This is a genomic window from Arthrobacter sp. TRD_SC_6 (assembly GCF_055361185.1).
In genome coordinates this window covers 1808207-1823879 of record NZ_CM143953.1, presented here as the reverse complement: position 1 = coordinate 1823879, position 15673 = coordinate 1808207, and the positions used below count along the sequence as shown (strand labels likewise).

The window sequence follows — 15673 nt, the reverse complement described above, 5'->3', positions numbered from 1 at the left end:
GCGCCCTGCCAAGCTCAGTGATTTCTTCAATGTTCCTCCGATAAGAAATAGGCCCACGACCCACATGTCAATGAGTGTCCGTTTGCAGTGCCTCAACTGGCACTGAAGCTCTGTTTTCATTGAAGTTCGTGACGCCGGTCCCGCCTCAACTGGGACTCGAATGGTGAGCCTACTCTAGCTGCGAGTGACCGGGCACACTACCAAAAACCGTCAGCTGCTTCCATATCGTTCAAGTTTTGTTACCAACGGGTAGGTTTCCCGTTCAGATTGAAGCTAGCGGCTCAGCGCAGGGACCCAGGCGGCAGCGAGGTGAGCCAGCGACGCGATCCTCGTGCCGACGTCGTACGTGGTTCCGGTGACCATCACTTCCTGCGCTTCCGTGATCTCCACCAGCTCGTCCAGGCGGGCGGCAACCTGGTCCGGCGTCCCAACCGCCTTGATCGCCGGTAGGTGGTCCAGCATCACCTGCTCCTGCTCGGTGAACTCCCGCTCAGCCGCTTCTTCAGGAGAGACAATTGGGCCCAGACGGCCGGACCGCAGAGACAGCGCCATCACCCGCGCGGGTCCCGCGAGGTAGTGTGCTTCCTCCTCGGTTTCCGCGGTGAGCGCCGAGGTGGCCAGCATTGCGTAGGGCTCCTCGAGTGCTGGCGAGGGCTGGAAATTGGACCGGTACAGGCGCATGACCTGGGCGGGATCCTCGTTGCCGAAGTGGTGGGCGTAGCTGTAGCGAAGGCCGAGCATGCCGGCCAGTTGGGCCGAATAGCTGCTCGAGCCGAGGAGCCAGACTTCAGGGAACGACGACGGCGCGGGCGTAGCTGCCAGCCGCATCACACGATCGGGCGTCCGGTTGTCGCCAAGAAGCGCGAGTACCTCGAGGACGTGCTGCGGGAATTCTTCGACGCCAAGCCCGTCTACCTGACGGCGCAGCGCCATGGCGGTCATCTGGTCGGTGCCTGGCGCCCGCCCGATGCCGAGGTCAATTCGGCCCGGTTGCAGTGCTTCCAGCAGCGCGAACTGCTCCGCGATCACGAAGGGTGCGTGGTTCGGGAGCATCACCCCGCCGGATCCGAGGCGGATTCTCTGAGTGTGTGCACCAAGGTGGGCGATGAGGACAGCCGGGCTGGTCGAGGCAACGGCGGGCATGTTGTGGTGCTCGGCGACCCAGAACCGGTTGAACCCCAGCCGGTCAGCTTCGACAGCGAGCCTCGTACTGTCTTCCAGGGCCTGGGCACTGCTGCGGCTGGAACCCACAGTGGCGAGGTCGAGGACGGACAGTGGGACACGATTGCTGGAACTGTTCACGAGAATGCTAACCGGCGGCCCGGCCCCGGCATTCCCGGTGTTGGTGGCTTCGCCTAGTGACGCAGTCCAAGGACCGCGCGCATTGCAGCCGCAGCCATCACGCGGACACCGCAGCCAATTGCACGCTCATCCGGGCGGTAGTCTCCGCGGTGCAGGTCATAGGTTTCGCCACCGTGAGTCCGTGTGCCCAGGCGCATCATGGCACCCGGCACTTTCTGGGTCATCCAGGCGAAGTCCTCGCCGCCCATCGACTGCGGCGTAAGGACGACGGCGTCGGGGCCCAACTCGGCCCGGGCCGCGGCCTCGATGAGGCCGATTTCGGCTTCGGTGTTGACCACGGGAGGAACTCCCCTGGTGTGCTCGATCTTTACGTCCACACCGAAGGGAGCCGCGATCTGACGCACCGTGTGGTCCATGAGGTCACCGGCTGCCTCCCATGCCTCACCGTCAAGGCAGCGCATGGTGCCGGACATGAACCCGTGTGCGGGAATGGCGTTCGGCGCTGATCCGGCGTGGATCTGGCCCCACACCACTGAAACAGCGCTGCGGACGTCGATGCGCCGCGAAAGCACAGCGGGTACGTTCGCCGCGATGTGGGCCAGCGCGAACACGAGGTCTTCGGTCAGGTGCGGCCGTGACGTGTGGCCGCCCCTGCCGCTCAGCTCAACCCTGACAGTGTCCGAAGCGGACGTAATGGCCCCGATGCGGGTGCCTACCAACCCGACGTCGATGCGGGGGTCGCAGTGCAGGGCAAGAATCCGCGGAATTTCATCCAGGACACCCTGCGCTATGACGTCCAGGGCGCCGCCGGGCATGGTTTCCTCGGCGGGCTGGAAGATCACCCGTACACGCCCACCCAGCGGGGATTCGGCGTCGATCTTGGCAAGCACCAGCGCGACACCGAGCATGACCGTGGTGTGGATGTCGTGACCGCAGGCGTGCGCAATGCCAGTGTGCGTGGACGTGTAGGGAAGTCCGGTTTCCTCGAGGATCGGCAGCGCATCAATGTCGGCACGAAGACCGATCTTCAGCTCACCCTGCCCGACGTCGACAAACAATCCGGTGTTCTCAAGCCGCTTGGGCTGTAGGCCAGCCGCTTCGAGGCGAGCCACCAACTGATCGGTGGTGCGGTATTCCTTATGCGAAAGCTCGGGGTGCGAGTGAATGTCCCGGCGGAACTTGGTCAGCTCATCCAGCAGTGGCGCCACCCACACACCAATATGGGGAACAACGAGCGATTCGGTGGGAGTCTTCTGCACCCGACCAACCTTATCCAACGGCTACTTCACCACCCCAACCGGGCGTCATGCCGCGTCTCGCGCGACAGGGTGCGGAGGAGCGTGCCGACCACGGGATCAAAGGACGTCGACGTCGCCGCTCGCCCTGAGCGCCTCCACCGCCTTCTTCACTTCCTGGGCGTGTTCCTTGGTGGTCACCAACAGTGCGTCGGGAGTGTCCACGATGACGACGTCGTCAATCCCGATCAGCGCGATGACGCGCTTGGTGTCGGAGACAACAATGCCTGAGGCGTTCTCCGAGAACACGCGTGCACCCTCACCCATGACAGTGAGCTCGCTGTTCTCCATGGCGGGGTTCAGCCGGCCGATGGCGGCGAAGTCGCCGACGTCGTCCCAACTAAAGTTGCCTGGGATCATCGCGACATCCCCGGCTGCCGCTGCCGGTTCTGCAACTGCGTAATCGATCGCGATTTTGGGAAGGGTGGGCCAGACCCGCTTCGCCACCTCGTTGCGGAAGCGGGTATCCCAAGCCTCCGCGATCTCGGTGAGGCCCGCGTACAGCGCAGGCTCGTTGGCTTCAAGGTGCTTGAGCATCAGTGCAACCGGGGCCACGAACATCCCCGCGTTCCAGCTGTACTTGCCGCTGTCGAGGTATTCACGGGCGACGCCGACGGACGGCTTCTCCACGAACTCGATCACCGAATGCGCACTCGGGGCAGAGGCGATGGTCAGTGGATCGCCGGCGCGGATGTAGCCGAAGCCCGTCGACGGGTGGGTCGGGCGGATGCCGATCGTCACGATATAGCCCTCGGCCGCAGTGTGAACTGCCTCCCGCACAGCGGCCTGGAATTCCTCCGCCGGGGCGATGACCTGGTCTGCGGCGAAGGAACCCATGATGATGTTGGGATTGCGCTTGTAGAGGATGGCCGCAGCCAGGCCGATCGCTGCGCCCGAGTCCTTTGGTTCGCTTTCCAGGACCAGGTCGGAGTCCCTCAGCTCCGGTAACTGGGCGAGGACTGCACGCCGGTGTGCCCTGCCCGTCACCACCATGATGCGCTTGCCGCTCAGAGGATGCAGCCGCTCGTAGGTGGCACGGATCAGCGTGCTGCCTGAACCGGTCAGGTCATGGAGGAACTTCGGCGCAGCCGCACGGGAAAGCGGCCACAACCGGGTTCCGGTTCCGCCTGCCGGTATCACTCCATGGAAACGGTCCAGAGGACTCTGCTCTTCCACGGGGTCCAGCTCTTCCAGGTGGTTCGTCTGTTCAGTACTCATCGCCTCCACCTTATTGCAGCGGCCGATGGCAGTGCACAGGATGCCCGACCGGGTAGGCGCGGGGCCGCAGGCAACCGTCCGGGCGGGCGCGGAATGTGGTCCTGTTAACAAACTCACAACGTAGGGCGCCCTAAATTGAACACCCCACTACCGGAACCTAGATTAGGCTTGAGCATAGAGTGCTCTCGCGGGGCGACATTCCAGCGTTGAAGACGCGCTAACGCCCTAGCGACACAGGGAGGTTTTTCAGTGTCGAAGACACCAGCAGGCACCCTCTACCGCGGCCGTGAAGGCCAGTGGTCCTGGGTAGCGCATCGTATTACCGGCGTCGTGATCTTCTTTTTCCTACTGGTGCATGTGCTCGACACCTCGCTGGTACGGGTATCACCCGAGGCGTACGACATCGTCATTGAGTCCTACAAAAACCCCCTCATGGGTTTGGGCGAGCTGGGACTGGTTGGCGCAATCGTTTTTCACGCCTTCAACGGCCTCCGCGTCGTTCTGGTGGACTTCTGGAAGAAGGGCCCCCGGTACCAGCGGCAGATGCTGTGGGCAGTCATCGGGTTGTGGGCCGTCACCATGATCGGTTTCTCTATCCGCCATCTTTCTGTGGTTTTCGGAGGTCACTAAGCCATGGCAACTCCCACCATTGAATCTCCCCGCTCCGGCCGTATCTCGCCGCAGTACCGCCGCAACGGCGCGTCCAAAGGCAACTTCGAGATGTTCGCGTGGCTCTTCATGCGCCTCTCAGGTGTTGTGCTTGTTGTCCTGATCTTCGTTCACCTCTGGACGAGCATGATCGCCGGAGACGGCATCGAAGGCGTTGATTTCGGATTCGTCGCGGGCAAGTGGGCTTCGCCCGTGTGGCAGATCTGGGATTTGGTGATGCTGTGGCTCGCGATGCTGCACGGCACCAACGGCGTCCGCGTGATCATCAACGACTACGCAGAAAAGGACTCCACACGCCTGTGGCTCAAGAGCGTGCTCTACGCTGCCACCGTCGTCATCGTGGTCCTCGGCACCCTGGTGATCTTCACCTTCGATCCCTGCCCCGTAGTAAACGGCGTCCCGCACGTCGCGGACTACTGCCCGACACCATAGACCCCTCACGGGTCCTGGCCGCCTGAGTGGGCGCCCGCTGTATTTGACTGGTTTCAACAGAAAGAGCACTGGTATGCAGGTCCACAAGTACGACGTCGTTATTGTTGGCGCTGGTGGCGCCGGCATGCGCGCCGCGATCGAATCCGGCCAGCGTGCCCGGACCGCTGTACTGACCAAGCTCTACCCCACCCGTTCGCACACCGGTGCCGCGCAGGGCGGAATGTGCGCCGCTCTTGCAAACGTCGAGGAAGACAACTGGGAATGGCACACCTTTGACACAGTCAAGGGTGGCGACTACCTGGTTGACCAGGACGCAGCCGAGGTCATGGCCAAGGAAGCCATCGACGCGGTGCTGGATCTTGAGAAGATGGGCCTGCCCTTCAATCGCACACCCGAGGGCCGCATCGACCAGCGTCGCTTCGGCGGCCACACCCGCGACCACGGCAAGGCGCCCGTTCGCCGGGCCTGCTACGCAGCCGACCGCACGGGCCACATGATCCTGCAGACGCTTTACCAGAACTGCGTCAAGCACAATGTCGAGTTCTACAACGAGTACTACGTGCTCGACATGCTCACGGTTGATGAGGAAGTCACCATCGACGGCAAGACCCGCATCCGCAAGCGGGTTGCGGGCGTCGTCTCCTATGACCTCGCCACTGGCGAGCTGCATATCTTCCAGGCGAAGTCCGTGGTTTTCGCCTCAGGCGGCGTCGGCAAGGTCTACAAGACCACGTCGAACGCCCACACACTGACCGGTGACGGCATGGGAATCGCCTTCCGGCGCGGCATCCCCCTTGAAGACATGGAGTTCTTCCAGTTCCACCCGACTGGCCTGGCAGGCCTCGGCATCCTGCTCTCCGAGGCGGCGCGTGGTGAGGGTGCCATTCTCCGAAACTCGGAGGGTGAGCGCTTCATGGAGCGTTACGCTCCCACCATCAAGGACCTGGCTCCCCGTGACATTGTGGCGCGGTCCATGGCCAACGAAGTCCGCGAAGGCCGGGGTGCAGGGCCGAACAAGGACTACGTCCTGCTTGACCTCACGCACCTCGAGCCTGCCCACATTGATGCGAAGCTGCCGGACATCACCGAATTTGCGCGTACCTACCTCGGCGTTGAGCCCTACACCGAACCGGTCCCTGTATTCCCGACCGCGCACTACGCAATGGGCGGCATTCCCACCAATATCCAGGCGGAGGTCCTTCAGGACAACGACACCGTTGTTCCTGGCCTCTACGCAGCCGGTGAAGTTGCCTGCGTTTCCGTGCACGGTTCAAACCGACTCGGCACCAACTCGCTGCTGGACATCAACGTCTTCGGTAAGCGTGCGGGCATCGCGGCCGCCGAATATGCTGTGACGGCCGAATTTGTGGAGATTCCCGAGAATCCCCTGGTCGAGACCGAGCGCTTGCTGGACACCATGCGCAGTTCCGAAGGCGGAGAGCGCGTTGCACAGATTCGCCAGGAGCTGCAGGACATCATGGACGCAAACGTTCAGGTGTTCCGCACTGAACAGACCCTCAAGGAAGCACTCGAGGTTATCGACAAGCTTGAAGAGCGCTACACCAGGGTCACTGTCCAGGACAAGGGCAAGCGGTTCAACCTCGACCTCCTTGAGGCGGTAGAGTTGGGCTTCCTGCTCGACATGGCGAAGGTCATGACGGCAGCAGCACTTCACCGCAAGGAATCCCGCGGCGGCCACTTCCGCGAAGATTTCCCCGAGCGCGACGACGCTAATTTCATGACCCATTCCATGGCCTACAAGGACGCTTCCGCTACCGAAACCAGCGGAGTACGCCTTGAGACCAAACCGGTAGTCTTCACCCGTTACCAGCCCATGGAGCGTAAGTACTAATGAGCACCGAGACAGTCGAAAAAGAACCAGCCTCCAAAATTGACCTGGCTCCCGGCGTTGGCGGCGGCGGAGAGATCCCCACGTTCGACGTCACGCTGAAGGTCCGCAGGTACAACCCCGAGGTGTCCGACGAAGCCCACTGGGACGAGTGGAAGCTCACCATGTACGGCACTGACCGCGTGCTCGATGCCCTGCACAAGGTCAAATGGGAGCACGACGGCACGGTCTCCTTCCGCCGCTCCTGCGCTCACGGCGTCTGCGGCTCTGACGCCATGCGCATCAACGGCCGCAACCGCCTAGCCTGCAAAACCCTCCTCAAGGATCTGGACACCTCCAAGCCCATCCTCGTGGAACCGATCAAGGGACTTCCGGTCGAGAAGGACCTGATTGTCGACATGGAGCCTTTCTTCCAGTCCTACCGGGAGATCATGCCCTTCCTCGTGAACAGGGACCACGAGCCCACGCGCGAGCGCCTTCAGTCCGCAGAAGAGCGTGAGCGTTTCGACGACACCACCAAGTGCATCCTGTGCGCGGCGTGCACCTCCTCCTGCCCCGTGTTCTGGACCGATGGCCAGTACTTCGGTCCGGCGGCGATCGTGAATGCACACCGCTTTATCTTCGACTCCCGCGACGACGCCGGGGACATGCGCCTGGAAATCCTCAACGACAAGGAAGGCGTGTGGCGCTGCCGCACCACCTTCAACTGCTCCGAGGCCTGCCCGCGCGGCATTCAGGTCACGCAGGCGATCGCCGAGGTCAAGCAGGCCATCCTGACCCGTAAGCTCTAAGCCCAGTTTGCAGTAACAAGCGAACATACGACGACGGCGCGTGGCTACCGAAAGGTGGCCACGCGCCGTCGTCCTATGCTCTGACTCTTGACCAGTGGATCTTCAGCGGGCAGCCCGGCTGCGTTGCCGAAGCGAGCGCGTCCGGCTGCTTCTCGCACGGGATCGTGCCGTCGCGCTGTCCGCAACGCCGATGGCCCCCCACGCGGTAGCGATCAAGTACACCTGGTTGAGCAGGAAGAACCAGACGAAAAGCCCGAGGACGACCGATCCGGCGAGCAACGGGTTTCTGTCCACACTCCCCAGGAGAAGCGTGCTGAAGGTGCGCAATACCGTGCTGCCCACACCGGCGATCAGCGCGGACTGCAGGAGGATCCGTCGCGGCATGTCGATGGAGGAAGCGGATTTGAACAGGATTATTGCCACCAGGGTATCGAGCAACAGGGTGACAAGGACGCCGGCAAGCCAGGTGAGCGGGCGGGCGGCGTCGCTGAGTCCCAGCCACTGAAGTGCCAGATCCAGAACGGTGTTGGCGACGAGTCCGATGCCGGTGGTCACGATGAGCGCCACGGCCAAAACCAGTAAGATCCCCAGGTCCTTGACCCTCATCAGCACCGGGTTAGCCTGCGGCGCCGGTAAGTCGAAGATCCCGCGCATCCCATCGCGGACACCGGCAATCCAGCCGAGTGCCGTCAGGAGCATGGCGATGGTCGAGATGACCAACGTGATACTGAGCTCTCTTTCCATGCCGAAGAGCTCCGCCGCAGTGACGAACCCGCTGCCGGGTCCCCCGCCGTCCGTGTCGATGAGTCCGGGAGTAGTGGAATCTACCGAACGGATGATGATCCGCTGCAGTCGCGTATTTCCGGACACCACCAGACCAAGGATGGAGAATCCCACCACCAGGAGGGCCGCGATGGCGAAGAACATGTTGTACGCGATGCCAGCGGCCATCAGGGGCCCGCGGCGGCTGGAGTAAAGCTGGAAGACACGGATGGGCCGGAATGCGTTCAGTTTGGCGAGCAGGTACCCGAACGCGGCTGCCAGCACCGGGAGGCCCCTCCCTTTTTCACGTCGGGTCCGGGTGAACTCCCCGCGTGCCTGCAGCACCTTGAGTTCCAGTTTGGTGCGCTCGGTGGGAAGCGGAGGGTCAGGCTCCTGGTTCTTTGCCGGCGGCAGTGTTCTGGCCAAAGATGAGCTCTTCCCTTAGTTTCCAAACGCCGGTGGTGTCGTGCTCGTACAGTCCCATGGTACGGACGGAGAAGGACGCTTCGAAGTCGCCGAGCTGGTCCTCGGCCGAATCCATGCTCGCTTCGCTGACGTCGTGTGCCACCGTGACGTGGGGGTGGAAGGGATATTCCAGCTGGCGTTCGAGCGGGCCGGCCTGCAGGCGGCTGTGCAGTTCCACGCAGGAATCAAACCCCTCGGCGACGTTCACGTAGACCACCGGGGTGAGCGGCCGGAACGTACCCGTGCTCTTCAACGAAACGGTGAAGGGCCGCTGCTCCGCGGCCACCTGCCGGACGTGTTCGATGGTAGCGGGCCAGTCAGTTGCCGGCGTGGTGGTGATCAGGGTGATATGCGGCGGTATGAGGGCGGCCAGCGGGTCTCCGAACGACGCGCGCCAGCTCTCCAGCTCTCCCGCGATCGGCTCGGGAATGGTGATCACCACGCCCACACTGTTGCCCACCACAGGGTGCCGCCCTACAACGTAGGTCGACTGACCGAAGCTGGTTGCGCTGGTGGGCCTACTCATAGTCCTAGAGGGCACCCACCGGTCCGGTGCTGGAGGCGGGAAGGAACCCAACGCGGCTGAACACATCTGCCAGCGTAGTCGACGCTATCCCGCGGGCTTTGGCTGCGCCGACCGCGAGCAGGCGGTCCAGCTCCGCCGGGTCGGCGAGTAGTTCCAACGCCCTGGCGCGGATGGGCTCAAGGCATTCGACGACGACATCAGCCAGCTCCACCTTCAAGTGTCCGTACATGCGGCCTTCAAAGTGCCCGACGACGTCCTCCATGTCCTTGCCCGTCATCAGCGAGTAGATGGACAGGAGGTTGGAAACCCCGGGCTTGGCTTCCCGGTCGAAGCGGATCTCGGTGCCGGCATCGGTGACGGCGGATTTGATGCGCTTGGCCGTAACCTTCGGTTCGTCCATGATGTTGATCAGGCCGGCCGCCGAGCTTGCGGACTTGGACATCTTGGCGGTGGGGTTCTGTAGATCGTAGATCTTGGCGGATTCCTTCTTGATGAAGGGTTTGGGCACCACGAAGGTCTCGCCGAAACGTGTGTTGAACCGTTGCGCGAGGTCGCGGCTGAGCTCAATGTGCTGCCGCTGGTCCTCCCCTACGGGCACGCCTTCCGGCTGGTACAGGAGGATGTCCGCTGCCTGGAGGATGGGATAGGTGAAGAGCCCCACTGAGGTGGAGTCCGTGCCCTGTTTCTGCGACTTGTCCTTGAACTGGGTCATCCGAGAGGCTTCACCGAACCCGGTCAGGCAGTTCAGCACCCAGGCGAGTTGTGCGTGCTCTGGAACGTGGGACTGGACAAACAGCGTGCAGCGGTTCACGTCCACCCCACCGGCGATGTACTGGGCGGCAGTCAGCCGCGTGCGCTCGGCAAGCTCGGCTGGGTCCTGTGGCACCGTGATGGCGTGCAGGTCAGGGATGAAGTAGATGGCGTCGTAGCTGTCCTGCATCTGCACCCACTGCACCAGGGCGCCCAGGTAGTTTCCCAGGTGGAGCGAACTCCCTGACGGCTGCATGCCGGAGAGCACCCGCTGACGCTGCGGAGCTCCGTTTGTAGGTGCTGTTGTCATGTCGGTGTGGTCCTAAAGCTTGTAATCAACGACGAGAGGTGCGTGGTCAGAGAAGCGTGCTTCCCAGGAATGTGCGCGGTCGACGACGGCGTGCAGCGCCGACTTTGCCAGTTCAGGAGTGGCCAGGTGGTAATCGATGCGCCAGCCGGCGTCATTGTCGAAAGCCTTTCCCCGCCAGGACCACCAGGTGTACGGTCCGTCAATTTCACCTGCAAGGTTGCGATGCACATCCACCCAACCAACTGCGTCCCCGAAAAAGCGGTCGAAGTAGGCCCGCTCCTCCGGAAGGAACCCCGCCTTTCTGACGTTGCCCTTCCAGTTGCGGATGTCCAGCGTGGTGTGGCCGACGTTCAGGTCCCCCACGACCAGGGCGTGGTGGCGCGTGCTTCGGAGCTCCGTCAGCCGCTCGGACATGAGGTCCAGGAAACGGTACTTGTCCGCCTGCTGCGGGCTCCCGGCCTCTCCCGAGTGCACGTAGGCACTCACTACGGTCAGCGTGATGCCATCCAGGTCGAAGTCAGCCTCGACCCATCTGCCGGAGGTGGCGAAGTAATCGTCTCCAATGTGCTCGCGTGTAGCGGAAGGCGCCACACGCGATGCGACAGCGACGCCGGCCCGGCCTTTCGCCGCGGCCTCCGCGTGCAGGATGTGCCAGGAATCACCGAGGAGTTCGCGGACCACTTTGTCGGGGGCCCGGACCTCCTGCAGGCACAGGATGTCGACGTCCCGCTCCGCAAGCCATTCCTGCATTCCCCGCCGGTAAGCGGCCCGGAGACCGTTCACGTTGACCGTGGCAACGCGCAGGGCTTCAGCGTGTTTGCTGCTTCTCAGGGTTGGTGCCAAACTCACTCGATCAAGCTTACTGGAGCTCAGTCCACAACCGTTCCCTGGACAGGGCCGTCGTCGTTGTTTTTCATCATGCTGCGGGCATTATGGGAGGTAATTTCGATGGTCTCGAGGGCGCGGTCAACCATGCCCTGGTCCTTCCCGAGGTGGTCGCGGATAACGCGCGCCTGGACCTCGACGATTTTGAAGCTGTGGTCCAGCTTCTCGTCCCGCATGGCCGAGGACTGCCCTGCCTGCGCGGTGCCCGTCATGCCGCCGCCTGCCGCACGGTTGAACTCCTCAATGCGGGCATTCGCCTTCCGCGCGGCCGCCCGGACTGTAAAGACCACAAAGCTGAAGATCAGCAGCCAGCCGAGGGAGATGATGACCACAAGCCAGCCCACGACGTCGTTCTCATTGGCGGCGAAGACCACGGCGACCAGGAACACCACCAGCATGATGGCCATTCCGATGCCGCCCATCCGTAGGCTCAATCCCTTGCCGGCCGTCTTTCCAGAGGTTCCCAGTGGTTGCATACCTCTAATTGTCGCAAACTAGTTGCAGATGGAGGTGCGCGGTCCGGGTTCTTCACCACCGGCGAAACCGCCCCGGCAACCGGGCTTCAGAAAACTTTTCAGATCACACCCATCCGTGACCCAGCCCACGCCGAATTAGGGATATGCGTGCTTCCCCGGCGCGCCTCATTCGCACTACGGAGGAATCTCATGAATAAGAAAGCTCTCCTGGCAGTACCCACCATCGCACTGGGCATGCTCGCCCTCGGCGGTGCCCCTGCACAGGCTGCACACGCAGACGGAACCTACACCTCCCAGCTGGGCCAGCTCAATGGCACCACTGGAAACGGCAACATCACGGTGACCATCGATGACAAGCAGGCAACGGTCAAGCTGGAGGTGTCCGGCCTCGCCGCGATGCTGGACGCCGAGACTGTATACCCGCACGTTCAGCACATCCACGGTGGCGCTGAGGGCACCTGCCCCACCAACGCTGCTGACACCAGCGGTGACGGCATTGTCAACACCACTGAAGGTGCACCGTTCTACGGTGGAATCCTGACCACGCTGAGCACCAGCGGTGACACCAGCGCCGATGCAGGTCTTGACCTGACTCTCGGTGGCCAGGGCGCCAACTACACCGTCGAGCGCACCTTCGAAATGAACCAGGAAACCCTGGACGCGCTTGATGCCGGAACGGCTGTTGTAGTTGTTCACGGTCTCGATCCGGCAACGGCTGGGGTGAGCGAAGAAGCATTCATGGCTCGCAGCGACCTGACCCCTGAGCCTGCCGACGCACTCCCCGTGGGCGCTACCTCGCCTGCACTCTGTGGAACCCTTGTGGCTTCGCAGATGGGCGCCATGCCTGAAGGTGGCGCTGACACCGGCGTTGCACAGCAGACCGGCTCCAACCTGGGCATGATCGCCCTTGGTGGCGGCCTGGTCCTGGCAGCAGCAGCCGGCGGCACCTACGTTGTTCGCCGCCGCGCAACCAACTAAGTAAAGGACTGATCTGATCTCATGATCAGCTCGAACAACGGCCGCCGCAGAGGCTTTGCAGTCTCTGCGGCGGCCGCCCTTCTGATACTGACCGGTTGCGGCTCCAACGCTGGCAACGAGGCTCAGGCTCCCGCCACGACGACGACGGCGGCAGCTCCTTCCGCTGCCCCTTCGGCTTCGGCTTCGGCTTCGCCAAGCGCTGCACCGCCAGCCGAGACAGCCACCTCAGCACCAGCACCTGAACTGCCTGCGGTTCTTGAAGCCTCTGAGCCGGTGTCATTCACGATCCCGTCGATCGGTGCCGGCTCCGACCTGCTTTCCTTGGGACTCCGCGAAAACGGGTCCCTGGAGGTTCCGCCGGATGGCCCTGGAGCACCGGCGAGCTGGTACAACCAGTCCCCCACCCCAGGCGAGCGTGGACCTGCCGTTCTGCTCGGCCACGTCAACGCCACCGACGGCGGGCCCGGTGTATTTGCGGATCTGCGCAGCCTGAAACCCGGCGACCGCATTGACGTCCAGCGGGCCGACGGCTCCACCGCGTCGTTCGAGGTCACCCGCGGCGAGCAATACCCGAAAAACGATTTCCCTACGGCGACCGTGTACGGGTACACGCCGGAGTCTGAAATCCGCCTGATCACCTGCGACGGCTACGATCCCGCAACGGGATTGTTCGACGACAACTACGTGATCTTCGCCAAGTTTGTAGCCTGACCTCTTCATCGACTCTCCCCAAGTGGGCCCCTTGAACGCCGTTTCGGCGTTGGGAAAGGCCCACTTGAGGAGAGTCGATTGCGTTTAACGCGCGAGGCCTACCAGGACACCAGGCAGAATGGATGCCCGGCCGGGTCCAGGTAGACCCTGAACGTTTTCGTCCCGGAGTCCATGCTGGTTGCGCCGAGCGCCAGCACCTTCTGCTCAGCAATATCGAGATCATCCACACGGATATCCAGGTGTACCTGCTGGGGAAGGTCCTGGCCCGGCCATTTCGGCGGCGTATAGCCCTCCACCTTCTGGAAAGCCAGGGCCGGGCGGTCTGGTGCGTCACCGATGGTGATCCAGCCGTCGTCGTCCTGTTGTACGCGGATCATACCGAGCATGTCCTCGTAGAACGACGCCAGCTGGTCTGTGTCGGAACAGTCAAAGATAGTTGCGTGCCATTTCCCGATCATGGTTCCAGTATCGGCACTGGAACCATGATTGCGATAGGTCATAGCGGACAACGGCAGTCCGCAATGCACCTCTCCGCCTATTCAGGAAGATGCCTACTTCAGGAAGAGTTTGCGCAGCCTTGAAGTCGTCAGGATCATCCCGACCAGGATCATCACCAGGTAGTAGCTGATGTGGATGACGGTTGCCGACGTGAAGATGCCGACGCTGAGTTGGCGCAACAGTTCCACTCCATGCCATAGCGGCAGCGCCTGGATGAACCACTGGATGGGCTCGGGGTACACGCTCAGCGGGTAGAACGTTGCCGAGAACAGGAACATCGGCAGCATCACGAAGTTGATCCAGTCCATCTGCTGGAACGTCTTCATGTAGCTGGTGATGCCCATCCCGAATGAGGCAAAGCCGAACGCGATCAGCACCGACGCCGGCACCATCAACAGCGCCCACGGCGTGGTGATCAGCCCCATCATCCCCATTACGGCTGTAAAACCCGTGGCGTACAGGGCGCCGCGCAGAAGCGCCAGGAAGATCTCGCCGATTGCGACGTCGAGCGGCCCCAGTGAGGTGTACAGCATTCCCTGGTACAGCTTCGCGAAGTTCATCTTGAAGAACACGTTCCAGGTGGAATCGTAGACGGCACCGTTCATCGCCGACACCGCGAGGAGCGCGGGCGCAATGTACGCCGAATAGCTGATTTCCTGCCCGCCGGGCCCGACGACGGTGCCAACGAGCGCACCCAGCCCCACCCCCATGGAGATGAGATAGAGGACAGGCTCGAAGAATCCGGACACCATGATCAGCCAGTTGCTGCTCCTTGTGGCCCTCAGACCACGGCTGATGACCGCTTTGGCATTCCGGGCATAGAGGGCGCTGAAGGGTCGGTTCTGTGGGGTGACCTGGTAGTCCTGCTCGGTGAGTACGTTGCTCACTGCCCCAACCTCCGTTCGTAGGTGCGACGGGCAAGTATCCAGCCCACAAGAGCCAGCCCAACCAGGTAGAGGACGTGGATGATGGAAAGCCAGACGGGCTCGTTGTACCCGTAGGTCAGCACCCGCCCGAGTTCTGTTCCATGCCAGAGCGGCGAGATCCAGCCGATCCAACGCAAGAACACGGGGAGAGTATCCAGCGGGAAGAACGTCCCGGAGAAGAGGAAGAGCGGCGTCACAATGAAGCGCATGACCAGCGCGAACTGGCCTTTGTCCTCCGTGATGCTCGCTGAGTAGGCCATGAGCGGCAGGCCGAAGGACAGCCCGCACACCAGTGCGACAATGATCGCAATTGATCCCATCCCGGACGGCGATGCACCAAAAGCAGCGACAATGCCAAAGTAGATGGCCGACATCAGGAACAACCGAATGGCGACTGCGATGATGTGACCGTTCACGATCTGGTGGACGGCAAGCGGCGAGGCGTGCGGCCCATAGTAGACGCGCCGCCACTTGAACCCGTCCATCACCGGATAGGTGAACTCCGTGGCTGCCGTCATGATGGTTGCCGAGGAAAGCAGTGCCGGAGCGATGAACGCCAGGTAGCTGACGCCGCCAAAGGCATCTTGTGCGTTGTTCTGGTCAACCAAAGTCGCCAGACCCACGCCCATTGCGAAGAGGTACATCACCGGATTACCGACGCTGTAAGCGAGAAGCGTCCAGCGGTAACCGTTCATCACCTTAAGCACATGCTCGGCGTAGTACCAGGACCCGAACTTACGCGCCCGCTGCGCCGAGACAATCGGTGAGTGGGCGGAGAGAGCCGGTGCCGTCGTCGTCGTTCGCTGTGATGACGCTGGTGGGATTCCCGC

Annotated in this window: 17 protein-coding genes; 6 read left to right on the top strand and 11 right to left on the bottom strand. The window is 62.5% G+C overall.

All coding sequences use genetic code 11. The annotated features are described in order from the left end of the window. Positions 1-273: 273 nt before the first annotated feature. From ACWA1U_RS08850 to ACWA1U_RS08840, 3 genes are all read right to left on the bottom strand, one after another. The gene (locus ACWA1U_RS08850) at positions 274-1302 is read right to left on the bottom strand and encodes an LLM class flavin-dependent oxidoreductase (RefSeq protein WP_463721848.1); all 1029 of its coding nucleotides are present in this window, start codon (positions 1300-1302) and stop codon (positions 274-276) included. A 53-nt stretch (positions 1303-1355) separates the two neighbouring features. Next, positions 1356-2561: an amidohydrolase gene (locus ACWA1U_RS08845; RefSeq protein WP_463721847.1), complete on the bottom strand. Its 1206-nt coding sequence runs from the start codon at positions 2559-2561 to the stop codon at positions 1356-1358. Between the two features lie 96 nt (positions 2562-2657). Further along, a complete protein-coding gene (locus tag ACWA1U_RS08840; RefSeq protein WP_463721846.1) occupies positions 2658-3815 on the bottom strand; it encodes a mannose-1-phosphate guanylyltransferase in 1158 nt (385 codons plus the stop codon). A gap of 249 nt (positions 3816-4064) precedes the next feature. On the opposite strand from ACWA1U_RS08840, the gene sdhC reads away from it, so the two are divergent. From sdhC to ACWA1U_RS08820, 4 genes are all read left to right on the top strand, one after another. Next, positions 4065-4445 (top strand): succinate dehydrogenase, cytochrome b556 subunit, encoded by a 381-nt coding sequence (gene sdhC / locus ACWA1U_RS08835; RefSeq protein ID WP_463721845.1) that lies wholly within the window; start codon positions 4065-4067, stop codon positions 4443-4445. Between the two features lie 3 nt (positions 4446-4448). Beyond that, on the top strand, positions 4449-4916 hold the full coding sequence (locus ACWA1U_RS08830) for a succinate dehydrogenase hydrophobic membrane anchor subunit (protein WP_463721844.1): 468 nt from the start codon (positions 4449-4451) through the stop codon (positions 4914-4916). A gap of 73 nt (positions 4917-4989) precedes the next feature. Next, the gene (sdhA, locus tag ACWA1U_RS08825; RefSeq protein ID WP_463721843.1) at positions 4990-6768 is read left to right on the top strand and encodes a succinate dehydrogenase flavoprotein subunit; all 1779 of its coding nucleotides are present in this window, start codon (positions 4990-4992) and stop codon (positions 6766-6768) included. After that, positions 6768-7556 carry a succinate dehydrogenase iron-sulfur subunit gene (locus ACWA1U_RS08820; protein ID WP_463721842.1) on the top strand — a complete coding sequence of 263 codons (789 nt, stop codon included), beginning with the start codon at positions 6768-6770 and terminating at the stop codon, positions 7554-7556. Before sdhA ends, ACWA1U_RS08820 begins: the two co-directional genes overlap by 1 nt. A 102-nt stretch (positions 7557-7658) precedes the next feature. Here ACWA1U_RS08820 and ACWA1U_RS08815 read toward each other — a convergent pair whose 3' ends face one another. Genes ACWA1U_RS08815 through ACWA1U_RS08795 form a run of 5 tightly spaced genes read right to left on the bottom strand, consistent with a single transcriptional unit; the run spans position 7659 to position 11730 of the window. Continuing rightward, on the bottom strand, positions 7659-8744 hold the full coding sequence (locus ACWA1U_RS08815) for a YihY/virulence factor BrkB family protein (RefSeq protein WP_463721841.1): 1086 nt from the start codon (positions 8742-8744) through the stop codon (positions 7659-7661). Continuing rightward, complete coding sequence (locus ACWA1U_RS08810; RefSeq protein WP_463721840.1) at positions 8704-9309, bottom strand: 2'-5' RNA ligase family protein; 606 nt, start codon at positions 9307-9309, stop codon at positions 8704-8706. Before ACWA1U_RS08810 ends, ACWA1U_RS08815 begins: the two co-directional genes overlap by 41 nt. 4 nt (positions 9310-9313) lie before the next feature. Next, positions 9314-10369: a tryptophan--tRNA ligase gene (trpS, locus tag ACWA1U_RS08805; protein ID WP_463721839.1), complete on the bottom strand. Its 1056-nt coding sequence runs from the start codon at positions 10367-10369 to the stop codon at positions 9314-9316. Positions 10370-10381: 12 nt separating this feature from the next. Further along, the gene (locus tag ACWA1U_RS08800) at positions 10382-11218 is read right to left on the bottom strand and encodes an exodeoxyribonuclease III (RefSeq protein WP_463721838.1); all 837 of its coding nucleotides are present in this window, start codon (positions 11216-11218) and stop codon (positions 10382-10384) included. 20 nt (positions 11219-11238) lie between these two features. Next, complete coding sequence (locus ACWA1U_RS08795) at positions 11239-11730, bottom strand: hypothetical protein (RefSeq protein ID WP_463721837.1); 492 nt, start codon at positions 11728-11730, stop codon at positions 11239-11241. Positions 11731-11919: 189 nt separating this feature from the next. Between ACWA1U_RS08795 and ACWA1U_RS08790 the strand changes: the two genes are divergently transcribed. After that, positions 11920-12708, top strand: coding sequence for a hypothetical protein (locus ACWA1U_RS08790; RefSeq protein WP_463721836.1), 789 nt, complete (start codon positions 11920-11922; stop codon positions 12706-12708). A 21-nt stretch (positions 12709-12729) separates the two neighbouring features. After that, positions 12730-13419 (top strand): class F sortase, encoded by a 690-nt coding sequence (locus ACWA1U_RS08785; protein ID WP_463721835.1) that lies wholly within the window; start codon positions 12730-12732, stop codon positions 13417-13419. Between the two features lie 98 nt (positions 13420-13517). On the opposite strand, the gene ACWA1U_RS08780 is transcribed toward ACWA1U_RS08785, so the two are convergent. The 3 genes from ACWA1U_RS08780 to ACWA1U_RS08770 all read right to left on the bottom strand — a co-directional run bounded on the left by ACWA1U_RS08780 (position 13518) and on the right by ACWA1U_RS08770 (position 15667). Next, entirely contained in the window at positions 13518-13877 is a 360-nt protein-coding gene (locus ACWA1U_RS08780) for a VOC family protein (RefSeq protein WP_463721834.1), read from the bottom strand. Between the two features lie 93 nt (positions 13878-13970). Then, positions 13971-14804 (bottom strand): ABC transporter permease, encoded by an 834-nt coding sequence (locus tag ACWA1U_RS08775; RefSeq protein ID WP_463721833.1) that lies wholly within the window; start codon positions 14802-14804, stop codon positions 13971-13973. Further along, complete coding sequence (locus tag ACWA1U_RS08770) at positions 14801-15667, bottom strand: ABC transporter permease (RefSeq protein ID WP_463724983.1); 867 nt, start codon at positions 15665-15667, stop codon at positions 14801-14803. Before ACWA1U_RS08770 ends, ACWA1U_RS08775 begins: the two co-directional genes overlap by 4 nt. Positions 15668-15673 lie beyond the last annotated feature (6 nt).

Bases quoted from the DNA above. Each gene is read 5' to 3' on its own strand.
- ACWA1U_RS08840 (WP_463721846.1), bottom strand. From the start codon at position 3,815: ATGAGTACTGAACAGACGAACCACCTGGAAGAGCTGGACCCCGTGGAA.
- ACWA1U_RS08830 (WP_463721844.1), top strand. From the start codon at position 4,449: ATGGCAACTCCCACCATTGAATCTCCCCGCTCCGGCCGTATCTCGCCG.
- sdhA (WP_463721843.1), top strand. From the start codon at position 4,990: ATGCAGGTCCACAAGTACGACGTCGTTATTGTTGGCGCTGGTGGCGCC.
- ACWA1U_RS08820 (WP_463721842.1), top strand. From the start codon at position 6,768: ATGAGCACCGAGACAGTCGAAAAAGAACCAGCCTCCAAAATTGACCTG.
- ACWA1U_RS08810 (WP_463721840.1), bottom strand. From the start codon at position 9,309: ATGAGTAGGCCCACCAGCGCAACCAGCTTCGGTCAGTCGACCTACGTT.
- trpS (WP_463721839.1), bottom strand. From the start codon at position 10,369: ATGACAACAGCACCTACAAACGGAGCTCCGCAGCGTCAGCGGGTGCTC.
- ACWA1U_RS08795 (WP_463721837.1), bottom strand. From the start codon at position 11,730: ATGCAACCACTGGGAACCTCTGGAAAGACGGCCGGCAAGGGATTGAGC.
- ACWA1U_RS08790 (WP_463721836.1), top strand. From the start codon at position 11,920: ATGAATAAGAAAGCTCTCCTGGCAGTACCCACCATCGCACTGGGCATG.
- ACWA1U_RS08785 (WP_463721835.1), top strand. From the start codon at position 12,730: ATGATCAGCTCGAACAACGGCCGCCGCAGAGGCTTTGCAGTCTCTGCG.
- ACWA1U_RS08780 (WP_463721834.1), bottom strand. From the start codon at position 13,877: ATGATCGGGAAATGGCACGCAACTATCTTTGACTGTTCCGACACAGAC.